This window comes from Mucilaginibacter rigui (assembly GCF_014773275.1).
Taxonomy (GTDB): Bacteria; Bacteroidota; Bacteroidia; order Sphingobacteriales; family Sphingobacteriaceae; genus Mucilaginibacter; species Mucilaginibacter rigui_A.
In genome coordinates this window covers 382,301-404,499 of sequence record NZ_JACWMW010000003.1, presented here as the reverse complement: position 1 = coordinate 404,499, position 22,199 = coordinate 382,301, and the positions used below count along the sequence as shown (strand labels likewise).

The 22,199-nt window shown below is 42.2% G+C and carries 23 protein-coding genes; 11 read left to right on the top strand and 12 right to left on the bottom strand.

Annotation, left to right across the window (positions count from 1 at the left end; all coding sequences use genetic code 11):
• The first annotated feature begins 54 nt into the window (after window positions 1-54).
• The 4 genes from IDJ75_RS15250 to msrA all read left to right on the top strand — a co-directional run bounded on the left by IDJ75_RS15250 (window position 55) and on the right by msrA (window position 2,811).
• Window positions 55-1,113 (top strand): nucleoid-associated protein, encoded by a 1,059-nt coding sequence (locus IDJ75_RS15250; protein WP_191176489.1) that lies wholly within the window; start codon window positions 55-57, stop codon window positions 1,111-1,113.
• Between the two features lie 3 nt (window positions 1,114-1,116).
• On the top strand, window positions 1,117-1,398 hold the full coding sequence (locus IDJ75_RS15245) for a hypothetical protein (protein ID WP_191176488.1): 282 nt from the start codon (window positions 1,117-1,119) through the stop codon (window positions 1,396-1,398).
• A 59-nt stretch (window positions 1,399-1,457) separates the two neighbouring features.
• Window positions 1,458-2,174: a hypothetical protein gene (locus tag IDJ75_RS15240; protein WP_191176487.1), complete on the top strand. Its 717-nt coding sequence runs from the start codon at window positions 1,458-1,460 to the stop codon at window positions 2,172-2,174.
• 145 nt (window positions 2,175-2,319) lie between these two features.
• A complete protein-coding gene (gene msrA / locus IDJ75_RS15235) occupies window positions 2,320-2,811 on the top strand; it encodes a peptide-methionine (S)-S-oxide reductase MsrA (RefSeq protein WP_191176486.1) in 492 nt (163 codons plus the stop codon).
• Here the strand turns inward: msrA and IDJ75_RS15230 are convergent.
• From IDJ75_RS15230 to proS, 5 genes are all read right to left on the bottom strand, one after another.
• Entirely contained in the window at window positions 2,803-3,078 is a 276-nt protein-coding gene (locus IDJ75_RS15230) for a hypothetical protein (RefSeq protein ID WP_394368105.1), read from the bottom strand. The genes msrA and IDJ75_RS15230 overlap by 9 nt on opposite strands.
• A gap of 249 nt (window positions 3,079-3,327) precedes the next feature.
• Window positions 3,328-4,140, bottom strand: a complete 813-nt coding sequence (locus tag IDJ75_RS15225) for a TIGR02757 family protein (RefSeq protein ID WP_191176484.1) — start codon at window positions 4,138-4,140, stop codon at window positions 3,328-3,330.
• 83 nt (window positions 4,141-4,223) lie between these two features.
• Window positions 4,224-5,363, bottom strand: coding sequence for a cystathionine gamma-synthase (locus IDJ75_RS15220; protein WP_191176483.1), 1,140 nt, complete (start codon window positions 5,361-5,363; stop codon window positions 4,224-4,226).
• Window positions 5,364-5,468: 105 nt separating this feature from the next.
• Entirely contained in the window at window positions 5,469-5,822 is a 354-nt protein-coding gene (locus IDJ75_RS15215) for a four helix bundle protein (protein WP_224746620.1), read from the bottom strand.
• 99 nt (window positions 5,823-5,921) lie between these two features.
• On the bottom strand, window positions 5,922-7,394 hold the full coding sequence (gene proS, locus IDJ75_RS15210) for a proline--tRNA ligase (RefSeq protein WP_191176482.1): 1,473 nt from the start codon (window positions 7,392-7,394) through the stop codon (window positions 5,922-5,924).
• Between the two features lie 106 nt (window positions 7,395-7,500).
• On the opposite strand from proS, the gene IDJ75_RS15205 reads away from it, so the two are divergent.
• Window positions 7,501-8,355: a hypothetical protein gene (locus IDJ75_RS15205; protein ID WP_191176481.1), complete on the top strand. Its 855-nt coding sequence runs from the start codon at window positions 7,501-7,503 to the stop codon at window positions 8,353-8,355.
• Window positions 8,356-8,380: 25 nt separating this feature from the next.
• Window positions 8,381-9,868 carry an OmpP1/FadL family transporter gene (locus tag IDJ75_RS15200; RefSeq protein WP_191176480.1) on the top strand — a complete coding sequence of 496 codons (1,488 nt, stop codon included), beginning with the start codon at window positions 8,381-8,383 and terminating at the stop codon, window positions 9,866-9,868.
• Window positions 9,869-9,955: 87 nt separating this feature from the next.
• Here IDJ75_RS15200 and IDJ75_RS15195 read toward each other — a convergent pair whose 3' ends face one another.
• Window positions 9,956-10,138, bottom strand: a complete 183-nt coding sequence (locus IDJ75_RS15195) for a hypothetical protein (protein ID WP_191176479.1) — start codon at window positions 10,136-10,138, stop codon at window positions 9,956-9,958.
• Window positions 10,139-10,162: 24 nt separating this feature from the next.
• Window positions 10,163-10,642, bottom strand: coding sequence for a Dps family protein (locus IDJ75_RS15190; RefSeq protein WP_191176478.1), 480 nt, complete (start codon window positions 10,640-10,642; stop codon window positions 10,163-10,165).
• Between the two features lie 96 nt (window positions 10,643-10,738).
• Here IDJ75_RS15190 and IDJ75_RS15185 point away from each other — a divergent pair, with 96 nt between their 5' ends.
• From IDJ75_RS15185 to IDJ75_RS15175, 3 genes are read left to right on the top strand one after another with little or no spacing between them, the layout of a single operon-like run.
• On the top strand, window positions 10,739-11,500 hold the full coding sequence (locus IDJ75_RS15185; RefSeq protein ID WP_191176477.1) for a DUF4905 domain-containing protein: 762 nt from the start codon (window positions 10,739-10,741) through the stop codon (window positions 11,498-11,500).
• A 21-nt stretch (window positions 11,501-11,521) separates the two neighbouring features.
• Window positions 11,522-12,535: a LysM peptidoglycan-binding domain-containing protein gene (locus IDJ75_RS15180; protein ID WP_191176476.1), complete on the top strand. Its 1,014-nt coding sequence runs from the start codon at window positions 11,522-11,524 to the stop codon at window positions 12,533-12,535.
• Window positions 12,528-13,163, top strand: coding sequence for a uridine kinase family protein (locus IDJ75_RS15175; RefSeq protein WP_191176475.1), 636 nt, complete (start codon window positions 12,528-12,530; stop codon window positions 13,161-13,163). Before IDJ75_RS15180 ends, IDJ75_RS15175 begins: the two co-directional genes overlap by 8 nt.
• A gap of 8 nt (window positions 13,164-13,171) precedes the next feature.
• Here IDJ75_RS15175 and IDJ75_RS15170 read toward each other — a convergent pair whose 3' ends face one another.
• The 4 genes from IDJ75_RS15170 to rpsO all read right to left on the bottom strand — a co-directional run bounded on the left by IDJ75_RS15170 (window position 13,172) and on the right by rpsO (window position 17,564).
• Complete coding sequence (locus IDJ75_RS15170; RefSeq protein WP_191176474.1) at window positions 13,172-14,377, bottom strand: erythromycin esterase family protein; 1,206 nt, start codon at window positions 14,375-14,377, stop codon at window positions 13,172-13,174.
• A 209-nt stretch (window positions 14,378-14,586) separates the two neighbouring features.
• Window positions 14,587-14,856, bottom strand: coding sequence for a hypothetical protein (locus IDJ75_RS15165; RefSeq protein WP_067062801.1), 270 nt, complete (start codon window positions 14,854-14,856; stop codon window positions 14,587-14,589).
• A gap of 156 nt (window positions 14,857-15,012) precedes the next feature.
• Window positions 15,013-17,154: a polyribonucleotide nucleotidyltransferase gene (gene pnp / locus IDJ75_RS15160; RefSeq protein WP_191176473.1), complete on the bottom strand. Its 2,142-nt coding sequence runs from the start codon at window positions 17,152-17,154 to the stop codon at window positions 15,013-15,015.
• A gap of 131 nt (window positions 17,155-17,285) precedes the next feature.
• Entirely contained in the window at window positions 17,286-17,564 is a 279-nt protein-coding gene (gene rpsO / locus IDJ75_RS15155) for a 30S ribosomal protein S15 (protein WP_191176472.1), read from the bottom strand.
• Window positions 17,565-17,892: 328 nt separating this feature from the next.
• Between rpsO and IDJ75_RS15150 the strand changes: the two genes are divergently transcribed.
• On the top strand, window positions 17,893-19,317 hold the full coding sequence (locus IDJ75_RS15150; protein ID WP_191176471.1) for an MATE family efflux transporter: 1,425 nt from the start codon (window positions 17,893-17,895) through the stop codon (window positions 19,315-19,317).
• Window positions 19,318-19,409: 92 nt separating this feature from the next.
• On the opposite strand, the gene IDJ75_RS15145 is transcribed toward IDJ75_RS15150, so the two are convergent.
• Window positions 19,410-21,644 carry a S41 family peptidase gene (locus tag IDJ75_RS15145; RefSeq protein ID WP_191176470.1) on the bottom strand — a complete coding sequence of 745 codons (2,235 nt, stop codon included), beginning with the start codon at window positions 21,642-21,644 and terminating at the stop codon, window positions 19,410-19,412.
• Window positions 21,645-21,763: 119 nt separating this feature from the next.
• On the opposite strand from IDJ75_RS15145, the gene IDJ75_RS15140 reads away from it, so the two are divergent.
• Window positions 21,764-22,177, top strand: a complete 414-nt coding sequence (locus tag IDJ75_RS15140; protein WP_191176469.1) for an acyl-CoA thioesterase — start codon at window positions 21,764-21,766, stop codon at window positions 22,175-22,177.
• The last annotated feature ends 22 nt before the right edge of the window (window positions 22,178-22,199 follow it).

Below are 22,199 nucleotides of genomic sequence, written 5' to 3'. Positions count from 1 at the left end.
ACAATGACCATTAACCCATGACAAGTGACTTAAAAAAATTATCTTCGCCACACTATGGTAACTTTTTTTGAAGCCTTGCTCGATACTATTTCTGTACACCATGTTGGCAACCAATCTGTAGGTGAAATGTACGCCCTGTCTGCGCAGCCGCTGGCACTAAAGGACGAAATTATCCCAAACCTGCTGATGCAATATTTTTTAAAACCATTCGAGAAAGCGAACGAGGTTTACCACCTGATGCACAGCAGTGGCGACCTTGCTCTTAACGAACTGCATAATTTTGCAACAAAGGTGTTTGAGCATAAGGAGCGGTTCCATGAGATGTCTGAACAGATTGCTAAACATTTGTATAAAGTTAGCACCCACCCCAATATAAAAGGTGGCGAACTATACGTTGTTTATTTTAATAACGTACAGATAGAAGGCAACCCACTGGATGCCATCGGGATATTTAAATCTGAAAATAAAGAGACCTATTTGAAAGTATACCCGGACCAGGGCGGTTTCGCGGTTGATTATGAGCAGGATGCCATCAACATTAACAAGCTGGATAAAGGTGTACTGATATTCAACATCGAAAAAGAGAACGGCTACAAGGTGGTTGTGGTTGATAAGGTGAGCGGCGGGCAGGATGCCGCGGTTTACTGGAAGGATGAATTTCTACAATTAAAGATCCGCAACGATAGCTTTAACCAAACCAGTAATGCGCTGGGTGTGTACAAAAACTTTGTAACCCAAAAGCTCGATGATGAGTTTGAAATGAGCAAGGCCGACAAAATTGACCTGCTGAACCGCTCAATGAAATACTTTAAGGAAAAAGAGACCTTCGACCTGGATGAGTTTAGCGAAGAAGTGATCAGCAATCCCGAAGCCATTGCATCCTTTAAAACATTTAAAAGCCAGTACGAGGAAGAGTTTGATGCCCCTATTGGCGATAGCTTCGAGATCTCGGGCAACGCTGTTAAAAAACAGGCACGCATTTACAAAAGTGTTTTAAAGCTGGATAAAAATTTCCACATCTATATACATGGCGATAACAAGCTGATTGAAAAGGGTTTTGACGATGACAAGGCCATGAATTACTACAAGGTATATTTTAAAGAAGAGGCTTAAAGCATGATAACAGGCGGGCAAATTTTAATTATTATATTTATTGCTGCTCATTTACTTGTGGCTGCATTGGCTATTTTTAAAACCATTAATGCGCCTGTTTTATCTAAAACTCAAAAGCAGTTTAACATTTTGCTTATTCTATTGCTCCCGTTTATTTGGTCGGTACTTATTTATTTTATCCTGAAAAAAGATATAGCCTCATACGAGGCAAGGAAGCATATAAACAGGTCTACTGATTTTTACGAGAGCGGTATCGCCATGAATAATTCCGGCGCTCATCATTAACACCTGCTTAATCCATTAAATATGTAACCTACTATTCTACAGTGTAGTCTTATGCCACCATGAGCCTTACACAGCCTTTACATCTGCGGTTAACTTTTAGAAACCTGCTGATCTTCCAGTTCTTCTTTTTTCTGATGCACGAGTTGCACGAACTTGCCCATATTATAACGGGGCGGATACTATGCGGCGCCTGGGGTACCCGCGATTTTAATGTATGGCAGCTTTGCGAAACCTGCAATATAAGCTATCCGCAGATAGCCACCTTTGCCGGGCCTGTATTTACGTTTATAATGCTTTGGCTGGGTAGGTATTGGCTAAAATATGGCAAATCAACCCAAATAAGATCATTAGGTATTGTATTTATTTTAGGCAATATGCCATTTGGCCGTATTTATATGGCAGCAACCGGTTCGGGCGATGAGGTTTACGGGCTGCGTTCGCTATTGATGAATGCCAGCCATTCGAATTTGATATGGATTAAATTACTGGGTTTTGTTATCGTCGCGCTGATTTGTGTGCCGCCGCTTATAACGGCTTATCGTGCCATAGTCAATAAGCATAAGCTTATCATATTTATAGCTTTACTCATTCTACCGTTAGTATTAGATACCATTATCATGCTGGTCTTCTTAAACGGATTGATAACGAAAGGGATATTAAACCAGGTATATATAATGGGTACACCTTTACTTGTAACACTCTGGCTTTTAAGCTGTTTAATAATCGTAGTTGCCGGGTATAAATCCTTAACACATTTCGCGGTTATACGAGGTTAATGTGCACTGCAATAATAAATGATTAAATAAATTATGTTATCTATCCTTTTATGTAAACTAAGGGTAAAATGAGCGGTTTGCGACATCATATTATTGACATTTGACTATTTGTAACCTATCTTAGTTTATTATTAGATAAAGCAATATGAGTACTGAAAAAGCTATTTTGGCCGGAGGTTGTTTTTGGGGAGTAGAAGAATTGATCAGGCATTATCCGGGTGTTATTTCTACTGTTGTGGGTTACACGGGTGGTAATGTGCCAAATGCAACCTATCGTAACCATGGCACGCACGCAGAAGCGATAGCAGTGGAGTTTGATCCCTCGGTTTTATCTTACCGTAAATTGTTGGAGTATTTTTTCCAGATACACGACCCTACAACACGGAACAGGCAAGGCAATGACGTAGGTACATCCTACCGTTCTGCCATTTTTTATAGCAACGAAATTCAACGCGATACGGCAAATGCACTGATCGCAGAGATGGATGCGTCAGGCGTTTGGCCGGGTAAAATAGTTACCGAAGTGGTGCCAGAAACCGATTTTTGGAATGCGGAAGAAGAACATCAGGATTATTTACAAAAGCACCCTTATGGCTATACCTGCCATTTTGAAAGGCCCGACTGGAAATTAGCTTAAAGCTTCTTCGAAATAGGCCAGTTTCATGAAGCCCATTACTTCATCGTTAACATCATTAGTGTTCAGCATCCTGAAATGATGGTTAAATTGCTGCTGGCCGGGCACCTGCGCTATTTTCTGAAAACAGAGATTATCCGGATACTCCCGCTTAAAGGGGAATACTACGTGTATAAAGTTTTTCCCTAACTGCGTTATATAAGCAACTCGTTTATGCCCGTTATCAATCGCTATCATACTTTTTAGCGGCACTATTTCAACATTGTCCATTGTGCTAAAGCTATTTATGAAATGGTTAAACAAGGCAAGCGTGTGTTCGCTTTTGCCGGTTAGAAAATGGGATAGGTGATATTCTTCTGAGGGTGCCAATGGGAATTAGTTTTCACTAATGTAAAAAACTATTGTCATTTCGCACGAGGTACGAGGAGAAATCTTTTACAATTGCATCCGGAACTTTGCATGTTCGGTAAGATTTCTCATCGCTACGCTTCCCTCGAAATGACAGGGTGGCAAATTCGGCTAATCAAACTCCGGCAATATTCCTTCTATCCCCCAACGCTCTTCGATACCTAGGCCAAACAGGGCGAAATCATATTTAACCGGGTCTGTCGGGTCAAATTCTTTGAGGCGCTCGGTCAGTTCGAGGGCGGTTTGCCAGTCGGTTTGTTTGCGGCTAATCAATTTGAGTTTGCGGGCCACGCGGTCTACATGCAGATCACAGGGGCATATCAGGTCGGCAGGCTTTAGTTTGTTCCAGATGCCAAAATCAACGCCGTTGTCATCTTTACGCACCATCCAGCGCAGAAACATATTCAGCCTTTTACAGGTTGATTTTTGCGAAGGAGACGATACATGCTTTTTTGTACGGTGCGGAAAATCGGGCAGGGAAAAGAAATAGGAACGGAAATGGTTGAGGGCCGCTTCGGCACCAATGTCAGTCTGAGCTTGTCGAATACCAGAGCCGGGCACAAATGCATCCTCCAAACTCTCAAAATTCTCATAATGCCACCTAAAAAACGATATAAAATACAGCGTATCTATATCATTAAAAGTACGGTGCTTAAAATGCAGTAGTTTTTTTAAGTCGGGTTCCTCGTGGTTGACGATAAAATCGTAAGGTGCACCATCCATCAGGGCAATCAATTCCTTACACTTATTAATGATGGTAACCCTTTGCCCCCATGCCAGTGTTGCCGCCCAAAAACCCATGATTTCGATATCCTGATTTTTGCTGAACAGATGCGGGATGCTTACCGGGTCGTTAGCAATAAACTCCGGTCGGTTATATTGGGCTACTTTTTGGTCGAGGAAGGCTTTGAGGTTATCGTTCATAATTTTAGAATTAAGAAATAAGAGCCAAGAAACAAGAAGGTAACTTGTCGTCTTGGCTCTTGACTCTTATATCTTGGCTCTTTTTAAGCCAACGCTTGCTTCAAATCTTCTAACAGATCTTCAATATCCTCTACCCCTACGCTTAAACGCAACAGGTTGTCTACTACGCCGGCTTTATCGCGCTCGGCTTTGGGGATGCTGCCGTGGGTCATGCTTACGGGATGGTTGATCAGGGATTCTACCCCGCCCAATGACTCGGCAAGGGCAAATACTTTAAATGACGATGCAATGCGGAACGTTTCCTGCAGGTCGGCACCTTTCAATACTATTGATATCATACCGCCAAAATCGCGCATTTGTTTTTTGGCGATGTCGTGGTTCTTTGAATCGGGGAAACCTGGCCAGTAGATCTTCTCAACACGTGGGTGATTTTTCAAAAATTCGGCAACCTGGCGGCCGTTCTCGCAATGCGCTTTCATACGCAGGTGCAGGGTTTTGATTCCACGCAATACCAAAAAGCTATCCATAGGGCCTGGCGTAGCACCGCATGCGTTGTAAATGAACCAAAGCTTTTTGTAAAGTTCTTCGTCGTTCAGCATCAGGGCACCCATTACCACATCGCTGTGGCCGCCAATGTATTTGGTAACCGAATGCATCACCACATCGGCGCCAAGGTCGATAGGGTTTTGCAGGTATGGCGATGCAAAGGTATTATCAACCACAAATAACAGGTTTTTAGCTTTAGTTATTTTGCCTACCGCCTCAATATCTACTACCTGCATAGTTGGGTTGGTTGGCGTTTCTATCCAAACCAGTTTGGTTTTATCGTTCACATACTCATTGATAATGTCGGGGTTTGACAGATCAAGGAAATGGAATTTGATACCATAGTTAGCGTAGATCTTGGTAAAGATGCGATACGAACCTCCGTAAAGGTCGTTACCGGTTATTACTTCATCGCCCGGGGCCAATAATTTCATTACCGCATCAGTGGCACCCATACCGCTTGAAAAGGCTAAGCCAAACTTAGCGTTCTCCAATGCTGCCAAACAATCTTCCAGCGCCTTACGGGTTGGGTTTGTGCCGCGCGAGTACTCGTACCCCTTATTATCGCCCGGCGATTTTTGCCAGTAGGTTGATGTTTGGTATATCGGCGTCATGATAGCGCCGGTAGTTGGGTCGGGCTCTTGCCCTGCGTGTATTGCTTTTGTTCCGAATTTCATGGGATGGTGAGTGGTTGATTAAGTTAAGTGGTGAATAGTTGAATATCGGCGAGCAGTGTAAACCAACCACTCTCACAATCAACTATTCACTACTCACCCATTTTCTTACTTTTTAAATATTGAATATAACCAATTTATTAATTTCAAACCGCTTTCGTATTCCGGTTGAAACGATTGTAGAACTTCTTCGGTAATAATTTTTTCGTCCAAAGCGATAATCAAATGATCGAGTGTTTCGGTCAATGACCCTCTTGCCATTATACAAAACCGAATGTTATCCTGATAATGAAAGCGACCATGCCCTTCTGCCAAATTGTTACCTATAGAACGTGAAGAACGGATAATTTGGTCTGTCAGTCTAAACTTTTCATCAACCGGAAATTTCTTTACAAGATCAGAAACTATGTTTCTGATCTTCCTTGATTGCTTCCAGGTTTCTAATTCTGTGAAAGAGGCCATATTTATCAATTAGTAGTGTTTAGTCTTCGTTGTATCTTAAAAATGCATGTGCAGCTAAAACCACTCACCACTTAACCCAATCAACCACTCACCAATCAATTAATAGGCTCTAGCGAAAAGCACCCGCTGTGTCGACGGTTTACCCGTCAGGATGCATCTGCCTTCTTCCTGTTTATTGTTCAAAGGTATACAACGGATTGTAGCCTTAGTTTCATCTTTTATCTTTTGTTCGGTTTCGGCGGTGCCATCCCAATGGGCCGATAAAAAGCCCGGCTGCTCATCAAGCATCCGCTTAAACTCATCGTAAGTATCCACCTCGGTAGTATTCTCCGCACGGAAATCAGATGCTTTTTTGTAAATGTTCGCCTGTATCTCTTCCAGCAATGCTTCGATATGCGCTGCAAGGCCCTCCTGATTTACGGTTTCTTTTGTTTTGGTATCGCGGCGGGCCAGTTCAACTGTACCATTCTGCATATCGCGGCTGCCAATGGCAACGCGCAGTGGCACGCCCTTCAATTCGTACTCGGCAAATTTAGCGCCGGGGCGGTGGGTGTCGCGTTTATCAAATTTTATGCTGATATCTTTTGCACGCAGTTCTTTTGTTAAAGCATTTACAAAAGTGGTGATGTTCTCCAGTTCTTCATCATGTTTATAAATAGGCACAACAACAACCTGTATAGGCGCCAGCTTTGGCGGCAGTACCAATCCGGCATCATCAGAGTGGGCCATGATCAACGCGCCAATTAAACGGGTAGATACGCCCCATGATGTTGCCCAAACAAAATCCTGCTTATTATCTTTAGTGGTAAATTTTACATCAAACGCCTTGGCAAAGTTTTGCCCTAAAAAGTGCGATGTACCCGCCTGCAGTGCTTTACCATCCTGCATTAAAGCTTCAATGCAATAGGTATCCAGCGCACCGGCAAATCTTTCGTTTGGTGTTTTACGGCCTTTTACAACCGGTAATGCCATCCAGTTTTCGGCAAAATCAGCATAAACATCCAGCATTTGCTCGGTTTCTGCTATGGCCTCGTCTGATGTTGCGTGCGCGGTGTGGCCTTCCTGCCATAAAAATTCGCTGGTACGCAGAAACAAACGGGTACGCATTTCCCAGCGCATAACGTTAGCCCACTGGTTAACCAGAATAGGCAGATCGCGATAGCTTTGGATCCATCCACGGTAGGTATTCCAGATGATGGTTTCGGATGTTGGGCGAATAATTAATTCTTCCTCCAATTTTGCATCCTCATCTACAATAATATTCCCTTCTCCATCGTTTTTGAGGCGATAGTGTGTCACAACGGCACATTCTTTAGCGAAGCCCTCTACGTGGCTGGCCTCTTTTGAGAAAAAAGATTTTGGGATGAGCAGTGGGAAATAAGCATTTTGGTGCCCTGTTTCCTTAAACATTTTATCGAGCACAGCCTGTATTTTTTCCCATATAGAATAGCCATACGGCTTAATGATCATACATCCTCTCACGGGCGAATACTCGGCCATGTCAGATTTAATTATTAAGTCGTTAAACCATTGCGAGTAATCTTCGTCTTTACTTATGACACCTTTGCTCATTTTGTGATATTTGGATTATAATTGATCTGATATTTAACATTTAGCAGGGCTCAAATTTATAAATTTATACGTTTATTTGGCCTTAGAACTTTACATCCTTACAAAAATGAATAGGAACCTTATTAAAGGAATGATTTTGATCAGTGCTATAGCGCTGAGTTCCTGCTCCGTTAACAAAACCGCATCCACTTCAAAAAACGACGACGACGTGTATTTCTCGCGCGCGACAGCGGCCGAAGAGCCTGTTTATATTACCAGAAATAATGAATATAACCAGGAAGCCGACGACCAGGATAGCGACGATGACGATTATTTCTACTATGATGATTACTCATCACGTATAAACCGTTTCAGTTATTATTCGCCGTTTGGTTATTACGATAACTTTTACTCGCCCTATGGTTACGGCTATGGTGGCTATGGTTTAAGCATTGGCTTAGGTTTTGGCTATGGTTACGGCGGTGGTTTTGGTTACGGCGGCTTTGGCTATGGTTCGCCATGGTATTACGGAGGCTTAGGTTACGGCTACGGCTTTGGCTACCCTTGGGGTGGTTATGGCTATGGCGGTTACTATTCGCCATACTGGGGTGTTGGCGGTTATTACGGTTCAGGCTTCTGGGGATCTACGGCTTATAACCGTGCACGCCCTTACAGGGGTAATGGCAGCCCCGGCAGCCCGGTATTTGGCAACCGTTCGCGCACTTCTTATGGTGGTAACAACAGCGGCATAGGCTATATTCCAAACAGGGGTACCCGTGGGGTTAGTACAGGTAACGGCTCTAATGGCCGGCCCGCTTATGGTGACACCCGCGCTACACGTGGCGTACGTACAGATGCCAGGCCAACTTACCAACCCAATGTTGAGCGTTCTGCACCATCAAGCTTTGGCGGTGGTTCAAGAGGCGGCGGTGGCGGCTCAAGCAGTGGCGGTGGTGGTGGTGGCAGGCCGGTAAGGAACTAATTATTACTTCAACCTTTAAACATTTATGAAAATAAAATATATACTAAGTGTAATTGCTATAGTAGCATTTACCCAAAATACTTTTGCCCAATATTCACAAGATGCTATCAGGTTTTCACAAACCGTAAACGGGTCAACATCCCGAATTAAGGCTGTTGGTAACGCAGGTACTGCCGTGGGTGGCGATTTGAGTAACGTTAGTGGTAACCCTGCCGGGCTGGGCTTCTTCACCCGCTCGGAAGTTAGTATAACGCCCGAGTACGATAATTCAAAAACAAAAGCCGGTGCTTATTCGGCAACGCGCAATACAGTTAATTTAAATAATGCTGCGCTTGTAATTTACAACCAACTTACCAAGCCGCGTGGTGCCGATAAAAATAAAGGATGGCTTAGCGTAAATTATGGTGTTGCTTTTAGCCGTACTAATAATTTCGACCAGAATATTCATTACGGGGGCTCGAATAACCTTAATTCTATAAATGATTATTATGCCAGCCAGGCTAATCAGTTTGGTTTAGGCCCCGAAGGCAGTTTAATAGATGCGGCTTATCAGCAAAACCTGATAGACAAATATTCTACCGGCCCTAACCCGTCGGATTTTGAATACAGGAGCAATAACATTTCAGGTTCTCCTGTTGCACAGGAAGGCTTTATTAACCGTCGCGGAGGTCAATCTGCAGTCGATTTTTCTCTTGGTGCAAACTATAGCAATAAATTATACCTGGGTTTTAGCTTAAGCTTTACAGATATTAACTATGACTCATTCAGTACTTTTTATGAAGATGGCTCTTTGTCGAGGCTTGAAGGTACCCCCCCGGTAGGCACAACACGCGATTACTCGTCGTCTTACGCTCAAAACCAGTCAACAAGGGGTACAGGTTTTAGCGCAAAAGTAGGTGTTATTTACAAACCTGTAGAGGCAGTACGTTTAGGCGCAACCTTTACCTCGCCAACTTTCTATAATATTGATGATACATACAACGAAGGTGTTGCAACAAGCATCAATAAGGAGGCTGTAACATCACAAAACTCGGGCAATTACACGCTTAATTATAACTTGCGTACTCCTTTAAAATTAGCAGGCGGCGCAGCAGTATTTATCAAAAGCTTCGGTTTTATCACCGGCGATGTTGAGTATGTTGATTACAGCACTGCACATTTGAGCAGCAACCCCGATTATAATGCCGACAAAATTGATAACCCCGACATTAAAGGCTTATATAAATCGGCCATTAACGCGCGTGTTGGTGCCGAGGCGCGTATAACCAGTTTCTTTTTGCTCCGTGGCGGCTACGGCATACAGGGTAATGCCCTAAAAGATAATGGCAGCAAGATTAAAACTGCCAGCGGTGGTATAGGCCTGCGTTTTGGCGCTTATTATGTTGATGCTACCTATGCGCACTCAACCGGTAACCAAACTATTTTCGCATATGATTTGGGCAACGCAAGCCCTGGAGCTATGTTAAGAAACTCAAATGACAATGCTTACTTAACTTTGGGATACCGTTTCTAAGTTGGCAGTTGCCTGTTGGCAGCTTGTAGATATAAAAAAAGCGATGAGTATTACTCATCGCTTTTTTTATATAATTTATATGACTAATTAACCTGCAAATCCATTAAACTTTAAAATTTCTTGAATATTTGAATCATTTAATTCAACTTTTTTAAGTATGGCAATCACTAAATCAATGTCTTTTTGTGCTACAGCATCATCGAATTTTTCCCACAAGCCACTCACATATAAACGTTCATTAACCGTCATTCCGCCATATTTATTCTCCATGTTTTTTAGTCTTTGTCTGGCCCCTTAGTCCTCGTTCACAAATGAGCGCAACATCCAGGTATTCTTTTCTTTGAATTGCATAAAGCGGTTCACCATATCGTTGGTACCATCGTCGCCGGCATCAGCGGTAATATCCAATATTTCGCGCTCCATTTCAATAAGGGCCGCCATATCATCAATTATTGCCTTCACCATAGCTTTATCTTTTAAGCCGATGGTGTTTATCTCTTTAATGGTAGATGTGGTTATATAATCTTTAAAAGTACTGTACGGTGGCTTACCTAAAGTAAGGATCCTTTCGGCAAGTTCATCAATTGTAGTTAAAGCTGCGGTATATAGTTCTTCAAACTTAACGTGTAAGGTAAAAAAGTTTGAGCCTTTAACATTCCAGTGACAGCCACGTAGCTTTTGGTAATGGATATGATAATTTGCCAGCAGATCGTTCAGGTGATCAACAACCGGTTTTACTTTCTTTTCTTCTAAGCTTATTTTTTCAGCGTCCATGATGTATGTGATTTTTGTTTGTGATAACAGCCCCTTATGGGCTTTGTTCATCAAATTTAAGCATATTTAATATTATTAGCCATATTTGCAGCTTAAATGACAATGCTACAACCATACATTTCGCAAACCTTTAACAGCACCGTATGGCGCCTGCAAATTGACGGGCAAAAAGGTATTATGGCAGTTGAATTACGCAACGAACAGGATAAACAAACCAGTTTTGCATCGCTTAATTTAACTACCGGGCAGGTTTATTTCGATAGCCTGGTTATGCCCGAACGCTGGCTAACGGGTATCGAAGCTGTTTATAATGGTATAATGTTATTGCATTATTATAAACACGAGAGCGGGCCCGAGCATAAAACCATTATTGCTATTGACGCTAAAACAGCTGCCGAGGTTTGGAGCAACTATAACCTGGCTTTTGATCACCTGTCTGTAAACGGCCCTGTATCATATAATACCGGCATCCAACCCAAAAAATTATTGCTTATTGATATACTTACTGGCCAAACCCTTAGGCAGTATGATGCAATGCAGGATAAACCTTTTGAAACGGAGATAGTCATACCCTATATGATGCCAGCCAGCCAATTGGTTCCTGGCAGCCTGCCTGCAGAACCTTATGGAAATATGGTGCATTATCTAAACCATAATAGTTACAGAATTGTATCTTTGCACACTTTAAAAAATGGGGAACTGCTACAGCTTCTTTATATTTTAAAAGGTACTGAAGTGGTTTATTACGATTTATTGAACCAGCATATACAAAAATTACAACCCGAGGCGTTTGTATTACATAAAAACAGCCTCATTTATATAAAAAACAAGGCCGAAATAAAGGTTTTAGAAATATAAATTACTGAATAAGAATTTATTATGAAATTTAAAATACTATTATTATCCACTATTTTTCTTGGCCTCACCTCCACCATCTTTGCATCGGCCCCGGTTGATTCTGTAGGGGTTGAGAACCTGAACGGCAAAAAAGTGATCCTCCATAAACTCGACCCTAAAGATAACTACTACTCTATAGGGCGCAAATACGGCGTAAGCCCGAAGGTGATACAGCAATTTAATAACAATACCAGCCTGCAAATTGGCCATATTATTAAGGTACCTACCGAGCGGCCAATAATGGAAACGGTTAAACCAGCGCCCGCCGGGCAGCCGCCTGTACAAACCCCAACTAAAACTGCAGAACAGGCCCCCGCTAAACCACAGCCAAAGCCCGTTGAGCAAGCGCCGGTAAAAACGCAACCTGCTATTACGCAGCCACCCGCCCAAACCGAGCAAAAAACAGCACAGACGCCTGCAGCAACAGCCACCTCACAACAGTATAAAGTATCGGCACATGAAACGCTTTACGCCATAGCCAAACGCTTTAATACCACGGTTGAAGCCATTACTGCGTTAAATAATCTAAAATCTACAAACCTTACCGCAGGGCAGATATTATTGGTACCCAATGGCATACCTCCAGAACAGCCCGCACAAGCTACTACAGCAGTAGCGCCGGCGCATGTTGATACCGTTAAGCGCGATTCTACCTATGTTGCCGTGGTTGATAGTTTGGAAAACCATAAACCGGGCACAAATAAATATGGCCTGTTCGAAAAAAATGAGAAAGGTGTAGCCACCTGGATTGACGACGCCAGCCTTGACCCTAACAAAAAGCTTATATTGCACCGTACAGCCCCTATAGGCACCGTAATGCGTATAACCAACCCCATGAATAACCGCACTACATTTGCCAAAGTGGTAGGCCGCTTTACCGACAGCCAAAGTACCCGCGACGCAATAATTGTGATGACTAAAAATGTAGCGGATGCCTTAGGCGCGCTCGACAAACGTTTTCAAGTAAATATCAGCTACGGTACTCCTAATGAATAAACCTTATGTAATTGGCGTTGCCGGTGGCAGCGGATCTGGTAAAACCTTCTTTTTAAAATCTTTCCTTGAACACTTTAGCGATAACGAAGTGTGCCTGGTATCGCAGGACGATTACTATTTCCCGGTTGGCCACACCATGACCAAGGAAGAAAATAAGCTGTATAACTTTGATCTCCCCTCAACCATCGATCATGAGCACTTTGAGAACGACATTTTTAGGCTGCTGAATAACGAATCGTTCATGAAGCAGGAGTACACTTTTAACAACCAAAATGCTGTACCCAAAATGCTGGAGATAAAGCCGGCACCTATTATTATTGTGGAAGGCCTTTTCATCATGCACTTTGGCAAAATTAAGGATGTACTTGATATGACCATATTTATTGAGGCCGACGAACACGTAGCCTTGCATCGACGCCTAAAGCGCGATCTGGAAGAACGTGGCTACTCTAACGAAGATGCATACTATAAATGGGTAAACCATGTTGTACCGGCTTATAAAGAGTATTTGCTCCCCTACCGCGAAGTGGCAGACAGGATTGTCATCAACAATACACAGGAAGCGGCCGATATCATTAAAATAACAGACGAAATTTCGAAAGAATTACGCGAGAAGGTTTTGAGTTAAAATATTGTTTACTTTAATTCTGTTGAGGCTGTAGTTTCCCTTATAAACAGCAGGGCGTCAAAATCAATTCCGGGCCGTATTTGCAGCGTGCGCATGCGACCCCAGTTTGAGAAGATGTTGGTAATATTACCGCTTACATTGTAAATCGGGTTACCCTGCGCGTTATCCACGTTAATAAAAAATTTGGTAAACTTTGCTTTGGCAAATAATGCTGAAAGTGACGACGGTTGCATTTCAAAGTTATTAGCCTGGAAATTATCATCAACAATAGAATTGGTGGCCCCTTTGTAAGTATCGAGCCCAATAGTGTAGTATTGCGTTTGATACTTTTGCCTTACGTAATATCCCATCCCTTTACACATTGCCATAGTGGTATCTTTAGCCACGTGCACGTTATGGCTCCAAATAATTGTTTTGGCTTTACTTTCCTGCTGGGTATTGGCAATGTTATCTGCCATAAACTCATCTCTTGCCAACGGGTTAGTTACCAAAGTACCCTGGTATAATAACGAAAGGTACTTTTTAAACTTACCATAACCTTCTGTGGATTGACCTTTGGTTTTCACCTCATTATTTAAATCAGAGATAATAGCCTTTTCATCATCTGCCATTTCATATAAGTTACCAAAATCAGTTGCGGTTATCCTTTTAAGTACAGGTATGGCGGCTTTGCCATGGGCGTACATATCCGGATGTTTACCAAGATAATTTAAACTGTACCTGGCAGATGAATCAACATCGGCTTTTGTGTAATCAATATCGAAGCCAAAAATCGACACTTTATTTTTAAGCGGCTGGCTATCATTATATAATTTAATTTCCCGGAACAGATCATAGATCTCTTTGGTGCTGAACAAGCGAAGAGGTTGCATCAGTTTCTTCAAATCGCCTTTGCCGGTAAGTACATAAGTATTGATGCGGTCCATTACCGCGTATGCAGATTCGAACCCAACAGCTTTATAGTTTTTATGCGTAATAAGGTATTGGATAATACGGTTCTTCTCAACCGAAAACTCGTGTGTGCCATGTGAAGCCTCTCCTAACCCGAGAATGCTGTTATCTTTTAATCCGGCGGCCAGGTTAGGAAGATAATTCTTGTTGCTATCAATAGATACAGCATGGGCATCCACCCAATTTAAAGGCTGTTGCTGGGCAATACAATAGGTAAAAGAAAGATAAGTAAATAAGACGCTGAGTAATATTTTTTTAGGCATGTTATAAGTGCTTATTTAGGTTTTTGCAATTCCATTATCCACCAAACAATATATTGCACAACAACACATTGTATCGAATAAATAATTTAAAATACAATTATAAAGAATTTTATTCTGAATAAATAACTGAAATAAAATTTTATTCTGTTTTTTTATTAGCTATTTAAGATAAGATTACAGCAGATAGAGTTGGCAAGGTTGCCCGGGTATCAATCGCAGTTAAGCAACAGATCGTAGTACTTTTTCATTAAAACGGTATCGTAGTTTACAAGGGAGTTGTAGGCCTCGGTAACAAGCTCGTTCAAAATAGAGGAGCCAAGCTGCCCCGCCCCATTGGGAATGGAATCATAATAGGTAATAAGCTCTTTAACCCTGATAATTTCATACAATAGCTTCTGGATCAGATCCGTTTGTGCACCGGTCTGTATCCCTTGAGAGTTATTGAGAAAATCTAAAGGATCATTGGTAGTAGATGTCATTAGCAAATTAGTGCCGGCTTGATATTGTTTGTCTTTTATTATCCTTAATTAAACCAAACCAAAAAGGTTTAGGTTTTGTTTCAATTTTTTATTTTTTTTTAGACTAAATAGCAAAACCCTCGTAAAAGAGGGTTTTGCACTATAAATTAAAGCCGATTAGTTGTTATCAGCAGGCTTGTTTTGCTCAGGGCGAGGCAATAAGGCTTTACGTGAAAGCTTTAGTTTACCTTGCTTATCAACATCAAGCAATTTTACACGCACTTCATCACCTACGTTAAAGATACCATCCATGGTCTCAATTCTGCGGTGATCAATTTCAGATATGTGTAATAAACCATCTTTACCCGGCATGATCTCAACAAATGCACCAAACGGCATAATTGATTTCACTTTACCTTCATAGATCTCGCCAACTTCAGGTTTTGAAGCAATAGCGCGGATACGGCCTAAAGCTGCATCAATAGCTGCTTTGTTATCGGCAAATACCTGTACAAAGCCCTGGTTGTCTTTTTCCTCAATAGAGATGGTTGCACCTGTTTCGCGCTGCATTTCCTGTATGATCTTGCCACCGGGCCCGATAACCGCACCAATAAATTCTTTATCTATCTTGATCATTACGATACGCGGAGCGTGTGGTTTGTAATCCTCACGTGGAGCGGCCATGGTTTTAGCCATCTCACCAAGGATATGTAAACGACCATCTTTAGCCTGGTTTAACGCGTTGGTTAAAACCTCGTATGAAAGACCGTTTATCTTCAAATCCATTTGTACAGCAACAATACCGTTTTTGGTACCTGTTACTTTAAAGTCCATATCACCCAGGTGATCTTCATCGCCAAGGATATCAGAAAGGATAGCATATTTAGTACCCATTTCGTTAGTGATCAATCCCATCGCGATACCTGATACCGGGTTAGAGATCTTGATACCGGCATCCATCAAAGCCAATGTACCGGCACAAACCGTAGCCATTGATGATGAACCGTTTGATTCAAGGATATCTGAAACGATACGGATAGTGTAAGGGTTCTGATCTTCAGCTGGTAAAACACGTTTTAGTGAACGCATTGCCAGGTTACCGTGACCGATCTCGCGACGGCCTGCACCTCTGTTAGGGCGAACCTCACCGGTTGAGAAACCAGGGAAATTATAGTGTAACAGGAATTTTTGGTATCCGTTGATGAACGCGCCATCTATCATTTGCTCATCATCCTTAGCACCTAAGGTAACGGTGGTTAATGATTGTGTTTCGCCACGGGTAAACACCGCCGAACCGTGAGCTGATGGCAGGTAGCCAACTTCGCTCCATATAGGGCGTATCTGTGTGGTAGAGCGGCCGTCTAAACGTTTGCCTTCGTCTAATACAAGGTTACGGATAGCATCGTACTCAACATCGTGGTAGTATTTTTTCGCTAATGATTTGGTGATATCATCAATCTCGCCTAAAGTTTCGATGTAGGCATCACGTACAGCTTTAAAGCTTGCAGCGCGTTCTTCTTTAGCAGAAGCAGCACCTGCAATAGCGTAAACCTGGTCATAAGTAGCAGCGTAGATAGCTTTTTTCAGGTCTTCGTTGCTGTGCTCGTGGTTGTAAACGCGTTTTTCGGTTTTACCAACTTCAACAGTAAGCTCTTTTTGAACTAAACACTGTAATTTAATAGCGGTATGTGCAAATTTAATAGCCTCAACCAATTCAGCTTCCTGAATTTCGGCGCTTTCACCTTCAACCATGTTGATATCGTGCTCGCTACCGGCAACTATAAACTCTAAAGTTGCATTTTGCAGTTGGCTTAAGGTTGGGTTGATTATTAACTGGCCGTCAACTTTAGCAACGCGTACTTCAGATATTGGGCCGTTAAAAGGGATATCAGAAACAGATAAAGCTGCAGATGCTGCCAAACCGGCAAGGCAATCAGGCATAATATCTTTATCGGCAGATATTAAAGAGATCATCACCTGTGTATCAGCATGATAATCATCCGGGAACATTGGGCGCAATGCGCGGTCAACCAAACGGGAGATCAAAACCTCATAGTCTGACAAACGTGCCTCGCGGCGTAAAAAACCACCCGGGATACGACCGGTGGCAGCATATTTTTCTTGATAATCAACAGAAAGGGGTAAAAAATCGATACCCTCTTTTGCTTCCTGCGACGATACTACAGTAGCCAATAACATGGTATCACCCATTTTAATTACTACAGAGCCATCGGCTTGTTTGGCCAGTTTACCGGTTTCGATCTCAATGGTGCGGCCGTCACCTAAATCAATAACCTTTTTAATTACATTTAAACTCATCTTGTTTGTTTTGTGATACGCTTTTCATCTTTCGGAGCGCATCGTTTTTTTATGTGTGTGTATATTTGTTGCAAAAGTAAAAAAGCCATCCAAAAATAAACGGACGGCTTTTTATTAAAAACTTATAAAAGTTATTTGATGATATCCCTAAGCTGTAAAGCTTTGATAATAGCACGATATCTTTCAATGTCTTTTTTGTACAGGTAAGCCAACAATCCGCGGCGTTTACCTACTAATTTTTGCAGTGATAACTGGGTTGAAAAATCATGTTTGTTCTTTTTCAAGTGACCGGTTAAATGTGCAATACGAGTTGTGAATAACGCAACCTGACCTTCAGTTGAACCTGTGTCTGTAGCGCCTTTACCATGTTTTGCAAAGATCTCTGCCTTTGCTTCTTTACTTAAATACATTACCTGAATAATATTAAAGCGTAAATAATTCTATTAATTGGGTGCAAAGATACGCTTTAAATTCAAAAGTTAAAATGATTTTTAAGGGTTGGTGAATGGTTGATTGAGTTAGGTGGTGAGTGGTTTTCGGTTTCCCTCTTATGAGAGGGGTTATGGGTGGGTTAGTTGTTATGCTAATTTCAACAGCATGTCGCAATTAGCCCGCATATATGTCATTATTACACAGTGTGAGATAAACCTTGTTAAACATATTTTTGCATAGTTACATTTTGTTACCATATCCCGTAAAGTATATATATTAGTAAGTACCTGTTTAAATAAACCTTCCATGTCACAAACCGTTACCCCAAGAGGCAAAGCATATTCATTTTTCAGCATTTTAAAGCAATCGTTAAAAGGTGAACATGCGGACCTCACTGCCATCAGCATCAAAAGAGCCATTGTTTTATTAGCCATCCCAATGATGCTGGAGATGGCTATGGAATCGGTTTTCGCATTGGTCGACCTGTATTTTGTTGGCCATTTAGAAAACAGCAGCCACGCCATTCAAACAGTAGGTTTAACCGAATCTGTGCTTACCGTAATATATTCATTAGCTATAGGTTTAAGTATGGCCGCAACAGCTGTGGTTGCCCGCCGCATTGGTGAAAAAAACCCCGAAGCGGCTTCAAAAGCAGGCATGCAAACTATTGTGATCGCTGTAGTTATAAATATCATCATCAGCATATTTGGATTGTTACACGCCCGCGACCTGCTGCTGCTTATGGGGGCCTCTACAGAAACTGCAGATCACGGCACCCCATTCGTCCGTATCATGATGGGCGGGAGTGTGATCATCGTATTGTTGTTTTTAATAAACGGAATTTTCAGAGGGGCAGGTAATGCCGCCATCGCCATGCGCAGCCTGTGGATAGCCAATATAGCCAACATTATTTTATGCCCTATCTTTATCAGGGGCCTCGGCCCTATCCCCGCATTTGGTTTAACAGGCGCAGCTATAGCCACAACCATTGGCCGCGGTCTGGGCGTTTTATACCAGGTTTATAATCTGTTTAACAACAAAAATGCTTTAGTAGTACGTTTAAGCTACTTTATACCCGACTGGAAACAGATCAAAGCCATCATCAAGGTGGCGGCACCGGGCATCCTGCAATTTGTAATAGCCAGTTGCAGCTGGATATTTTTGGCGCAGTTGGTTGCCACAACAGGGGGCGATCAGGGTTCGGCGGGCTATCAAACCTCGCTGCGATTAATGATGTTCTTTTTGCTGCCTGCCTGGGGCCTTAGTAACGCAGCAGCCACACTGGTTGGGCAAAACCTTGGCGCAGGCCGGGTAGACAGGGCCGAGCAATCGGTATATCAAACCATAAAGTACACCGTTGTTTTTTTAGGGATAGTGAGTATATTGTTTTTAACCTGCGGCCATCTGTTCGCATCATTTTTCACCGATGACTTGGTTGTAAGAAAGGTAGCCACCCGTTCGTTACAAATTTTAAGCGGGGGTTTTATTATTTTTGGAATGGGGATGATCTTCACCAGTGCCTTTAATGGCGCAGGCGACACCTGGACACCTACCAAAATAAATTTCTTTACATTCTGGCTATTCCAAATTCCCCTTGCTTACTTATTGGCTAAATATTTTGAAATGGGCCCAACAGGTGTCTTTATCTCTATCCCCGTTGCCGAGATCGGTTTAACTATAGCCGCCTATATCCTGTTTAAGAAGGGCAAATGGAAAAAGACATTAGTTTAGGGAATTTATTTCACGCAGAGACGCAAAAGATTGAATTTTCATTGCGTTTCTGAGTGAAATATTTACTTTTTTGTCATTTACTTTTTTGTCATTTACTTTTTCTCCAATATTATTTCTTTCGCCTTATCTAACAACTCATCTTTCCCGGCTTTAATGCCGGCAATTGTTGGTTTTGTAACCACATCAATCTTAACACCCTTACGCTGCGTTTCCGTACCATCAGGATAATAGATGCCGATACCTGATATCATGGTAGATATCCCCCCGGGCAATGTTATTGGTGAAACGTTTCCATCGGCCCCTGCTGTTGTACTGCCAATAACGGTAACATTTGGTGAGCTTTGAAACGCCATGGTAGTATACTCGGCCTGGCTTTGCGATACCTCGTTCACAATAATCACTATTTTGCCCTTATAGGTTTCGTTTGCAGGCGGTATGGTTAACGGAGCTGTATAAGTGAATAAGCCCGGTTGGTAGATACTGCCGTTACTGAATTTCACAAAAGCCGACATATCTGTTTTAATATACGGGCCAAATGTATAGGGCATAAATTCTGACGGGTAGCAGCGCATATCAATAATTATCCCTTTAGTATTATTAAAAAGCTGTTTTATGGCAGGCAGGTCGCTGTTATGATACTTACCCGGGTATAGGTAACCTATGTTATTTTCTAACAGGTAAAATCCTTTCTTATCGGGGTCATTGTAATCTGCTCTGTAGTTTACTTTTGCTGTTGGTAAAGCCGGCACTGTCACTTTTTGCGCCTTATTATCCCGCTGGATGTCTAATTTAAAATCAGGGGTATTACCTCTCAGTAAATAAGCCGAAGGCAGATCTCTTAGCTGTGTTGAGTAGTTTGATGCCGGGGTATATGGTAGGTATTTCTTGATAAGCCCAGATAAGGGTTCGCCGTTGATTCTTTCTATCACATCCCCCGGTTTCACCAGTTGCTTTATATTTAAGGTATCATTATAATAGCCGGTTACCACCAGTTTATCTTCAACAAACTTAGCTTTAAAGGGCACTGCATTTTTACCTTTATAATCGTTAAGGGCTGTATTGTTCCCCCAGATATTGGCATGGGTATCATGCACACGCGCTATTAACGCAAGGCTGTTCAGGGTGTAATCGGTAGCATTTTTGGCAACTGCAAATTTGGGGATACAATCGGCAAGTACGTTATTCCAGTCCTCTCCTATTAAATACTTATACGGGAAAAAGTACTGTATCATATTCCAGTACCTGTACAGGCTAAGCAACCTGTAACCGGCATCGGGGTACTTCATTCCTGGATAGGCAAGTTCATTAATAAACTTCGGGTTCCCCACGCCGGGCTCCATGGCTATATAGTAGCTATTTGTAAAGTTTTTTTTATATAAAATACCCTGCAGTTTATCTGTAAGCGTTTTACCCAGCACAGTGCCCGTAAACAGCATGCCGTATGATGGGGATAGTTTAATATCATTGCCTTTGTAAGGTGTGCAATCAGCACACTTTGCTACTGTGCCAAACTTATCAAACCATTGCTCAAGTGCGTTGCTTAACTCGGCATTGTTTTTTGCTTTTAATACGGCGGGCATAACTCTGAATAGCTGCGCATCCATATTAAAATCGCCTTTAATAACATTGGGATGATAATATTTAATAAAACCCCAAACCTGCCCCAGGGCCGTTAAATTTGTTAGTTGTTGCTTATTCAAAACAACTGTATCTATTTTTGAACCGGTTAGAAATGCTGTATCTGCCAATGCACCAGTAAGTTCCTTTTCAGTGGCTTTTTCTATAGGCTGGCCATCAATAAATAACTTCATGTTATCTACCCACATCTTCCCGGCACCTACAAGCAATGCACCGGCATGTATGTTTATGGCCTTGCTGCCATCGTAAGGTAATTCAATCTTGTATTCCTGCCAATCGGTTGTACTTTTTGCGCCCCTGTCTTGCATATTATCAAAAGCCTGGGTACCATCAATACGCAGCCAAAGGCCGGCATAACCGTTGGTTACATTTTCGGTTTTGATGTAGCCCCTTAGTTCAATTTTTTGGCCTTTAAATGTTTTAGGGATATAATAATCTATCACACCAAAGCTCCCGCCCTCGCCTACCTTCTCGATAGAGAGCGCATATTTGCCTTGCTGCCTTACCAAACTATCTACCTTAACCGGATAATACTTTTGCTGCTCCGGCTGGAAATAAGTCTTCCACCCCGCCGCCCTGCTTTTATCAGCAGTAAGCAGCTCTATATCGCCGTTAAACTTAACCTGTGATGTCGCCCGCCCGCAGCTTATAAGGGTTAACAGCGTGGCCGATAAGATAATAAGTTTCATAAATTGTGTAAGTATTATTGGTGATGATATAACGGCAAAATACGTATTTTAATATCGACAGAGCACACCAACTTTTATACTATTAAAACTTTTGCAACCTTTACAACTTATTATTACTGATGAGCAACTACTCCACCTTTGAGACCGAACTGCGTGTTCGCCCTGACGATATAGACATGTTTCAGCATGTGCATAACAGTAAGTACTTTGATTATGTGCTTGCCGCCCGTTATGACCAGATGGAGCGCTGTTACGGTATGGCTATGGAAAAATTTATGGAGCGCGGCTTTGGCTGGGTAGTACGCACCGCGCATGTTGATTATAAGCGTGCCCTCACCATGGGCGATTACTTCATTGTAAAAACGGGTATAGAAACCATTAATGATAAAGGCTGCCGCGTAGCTTTTACCCTAACCAACAAGGCCACCAACAAAGTATGCTGCGACGGCTATTTTGATTATGTGATGATTGATATGGCCACAGGCCGCGGAGTTAAAGTCCCGGAAGATGTTATAGAGCATTACGGGATTTAATACCCGTGTTTAGTAACTACTT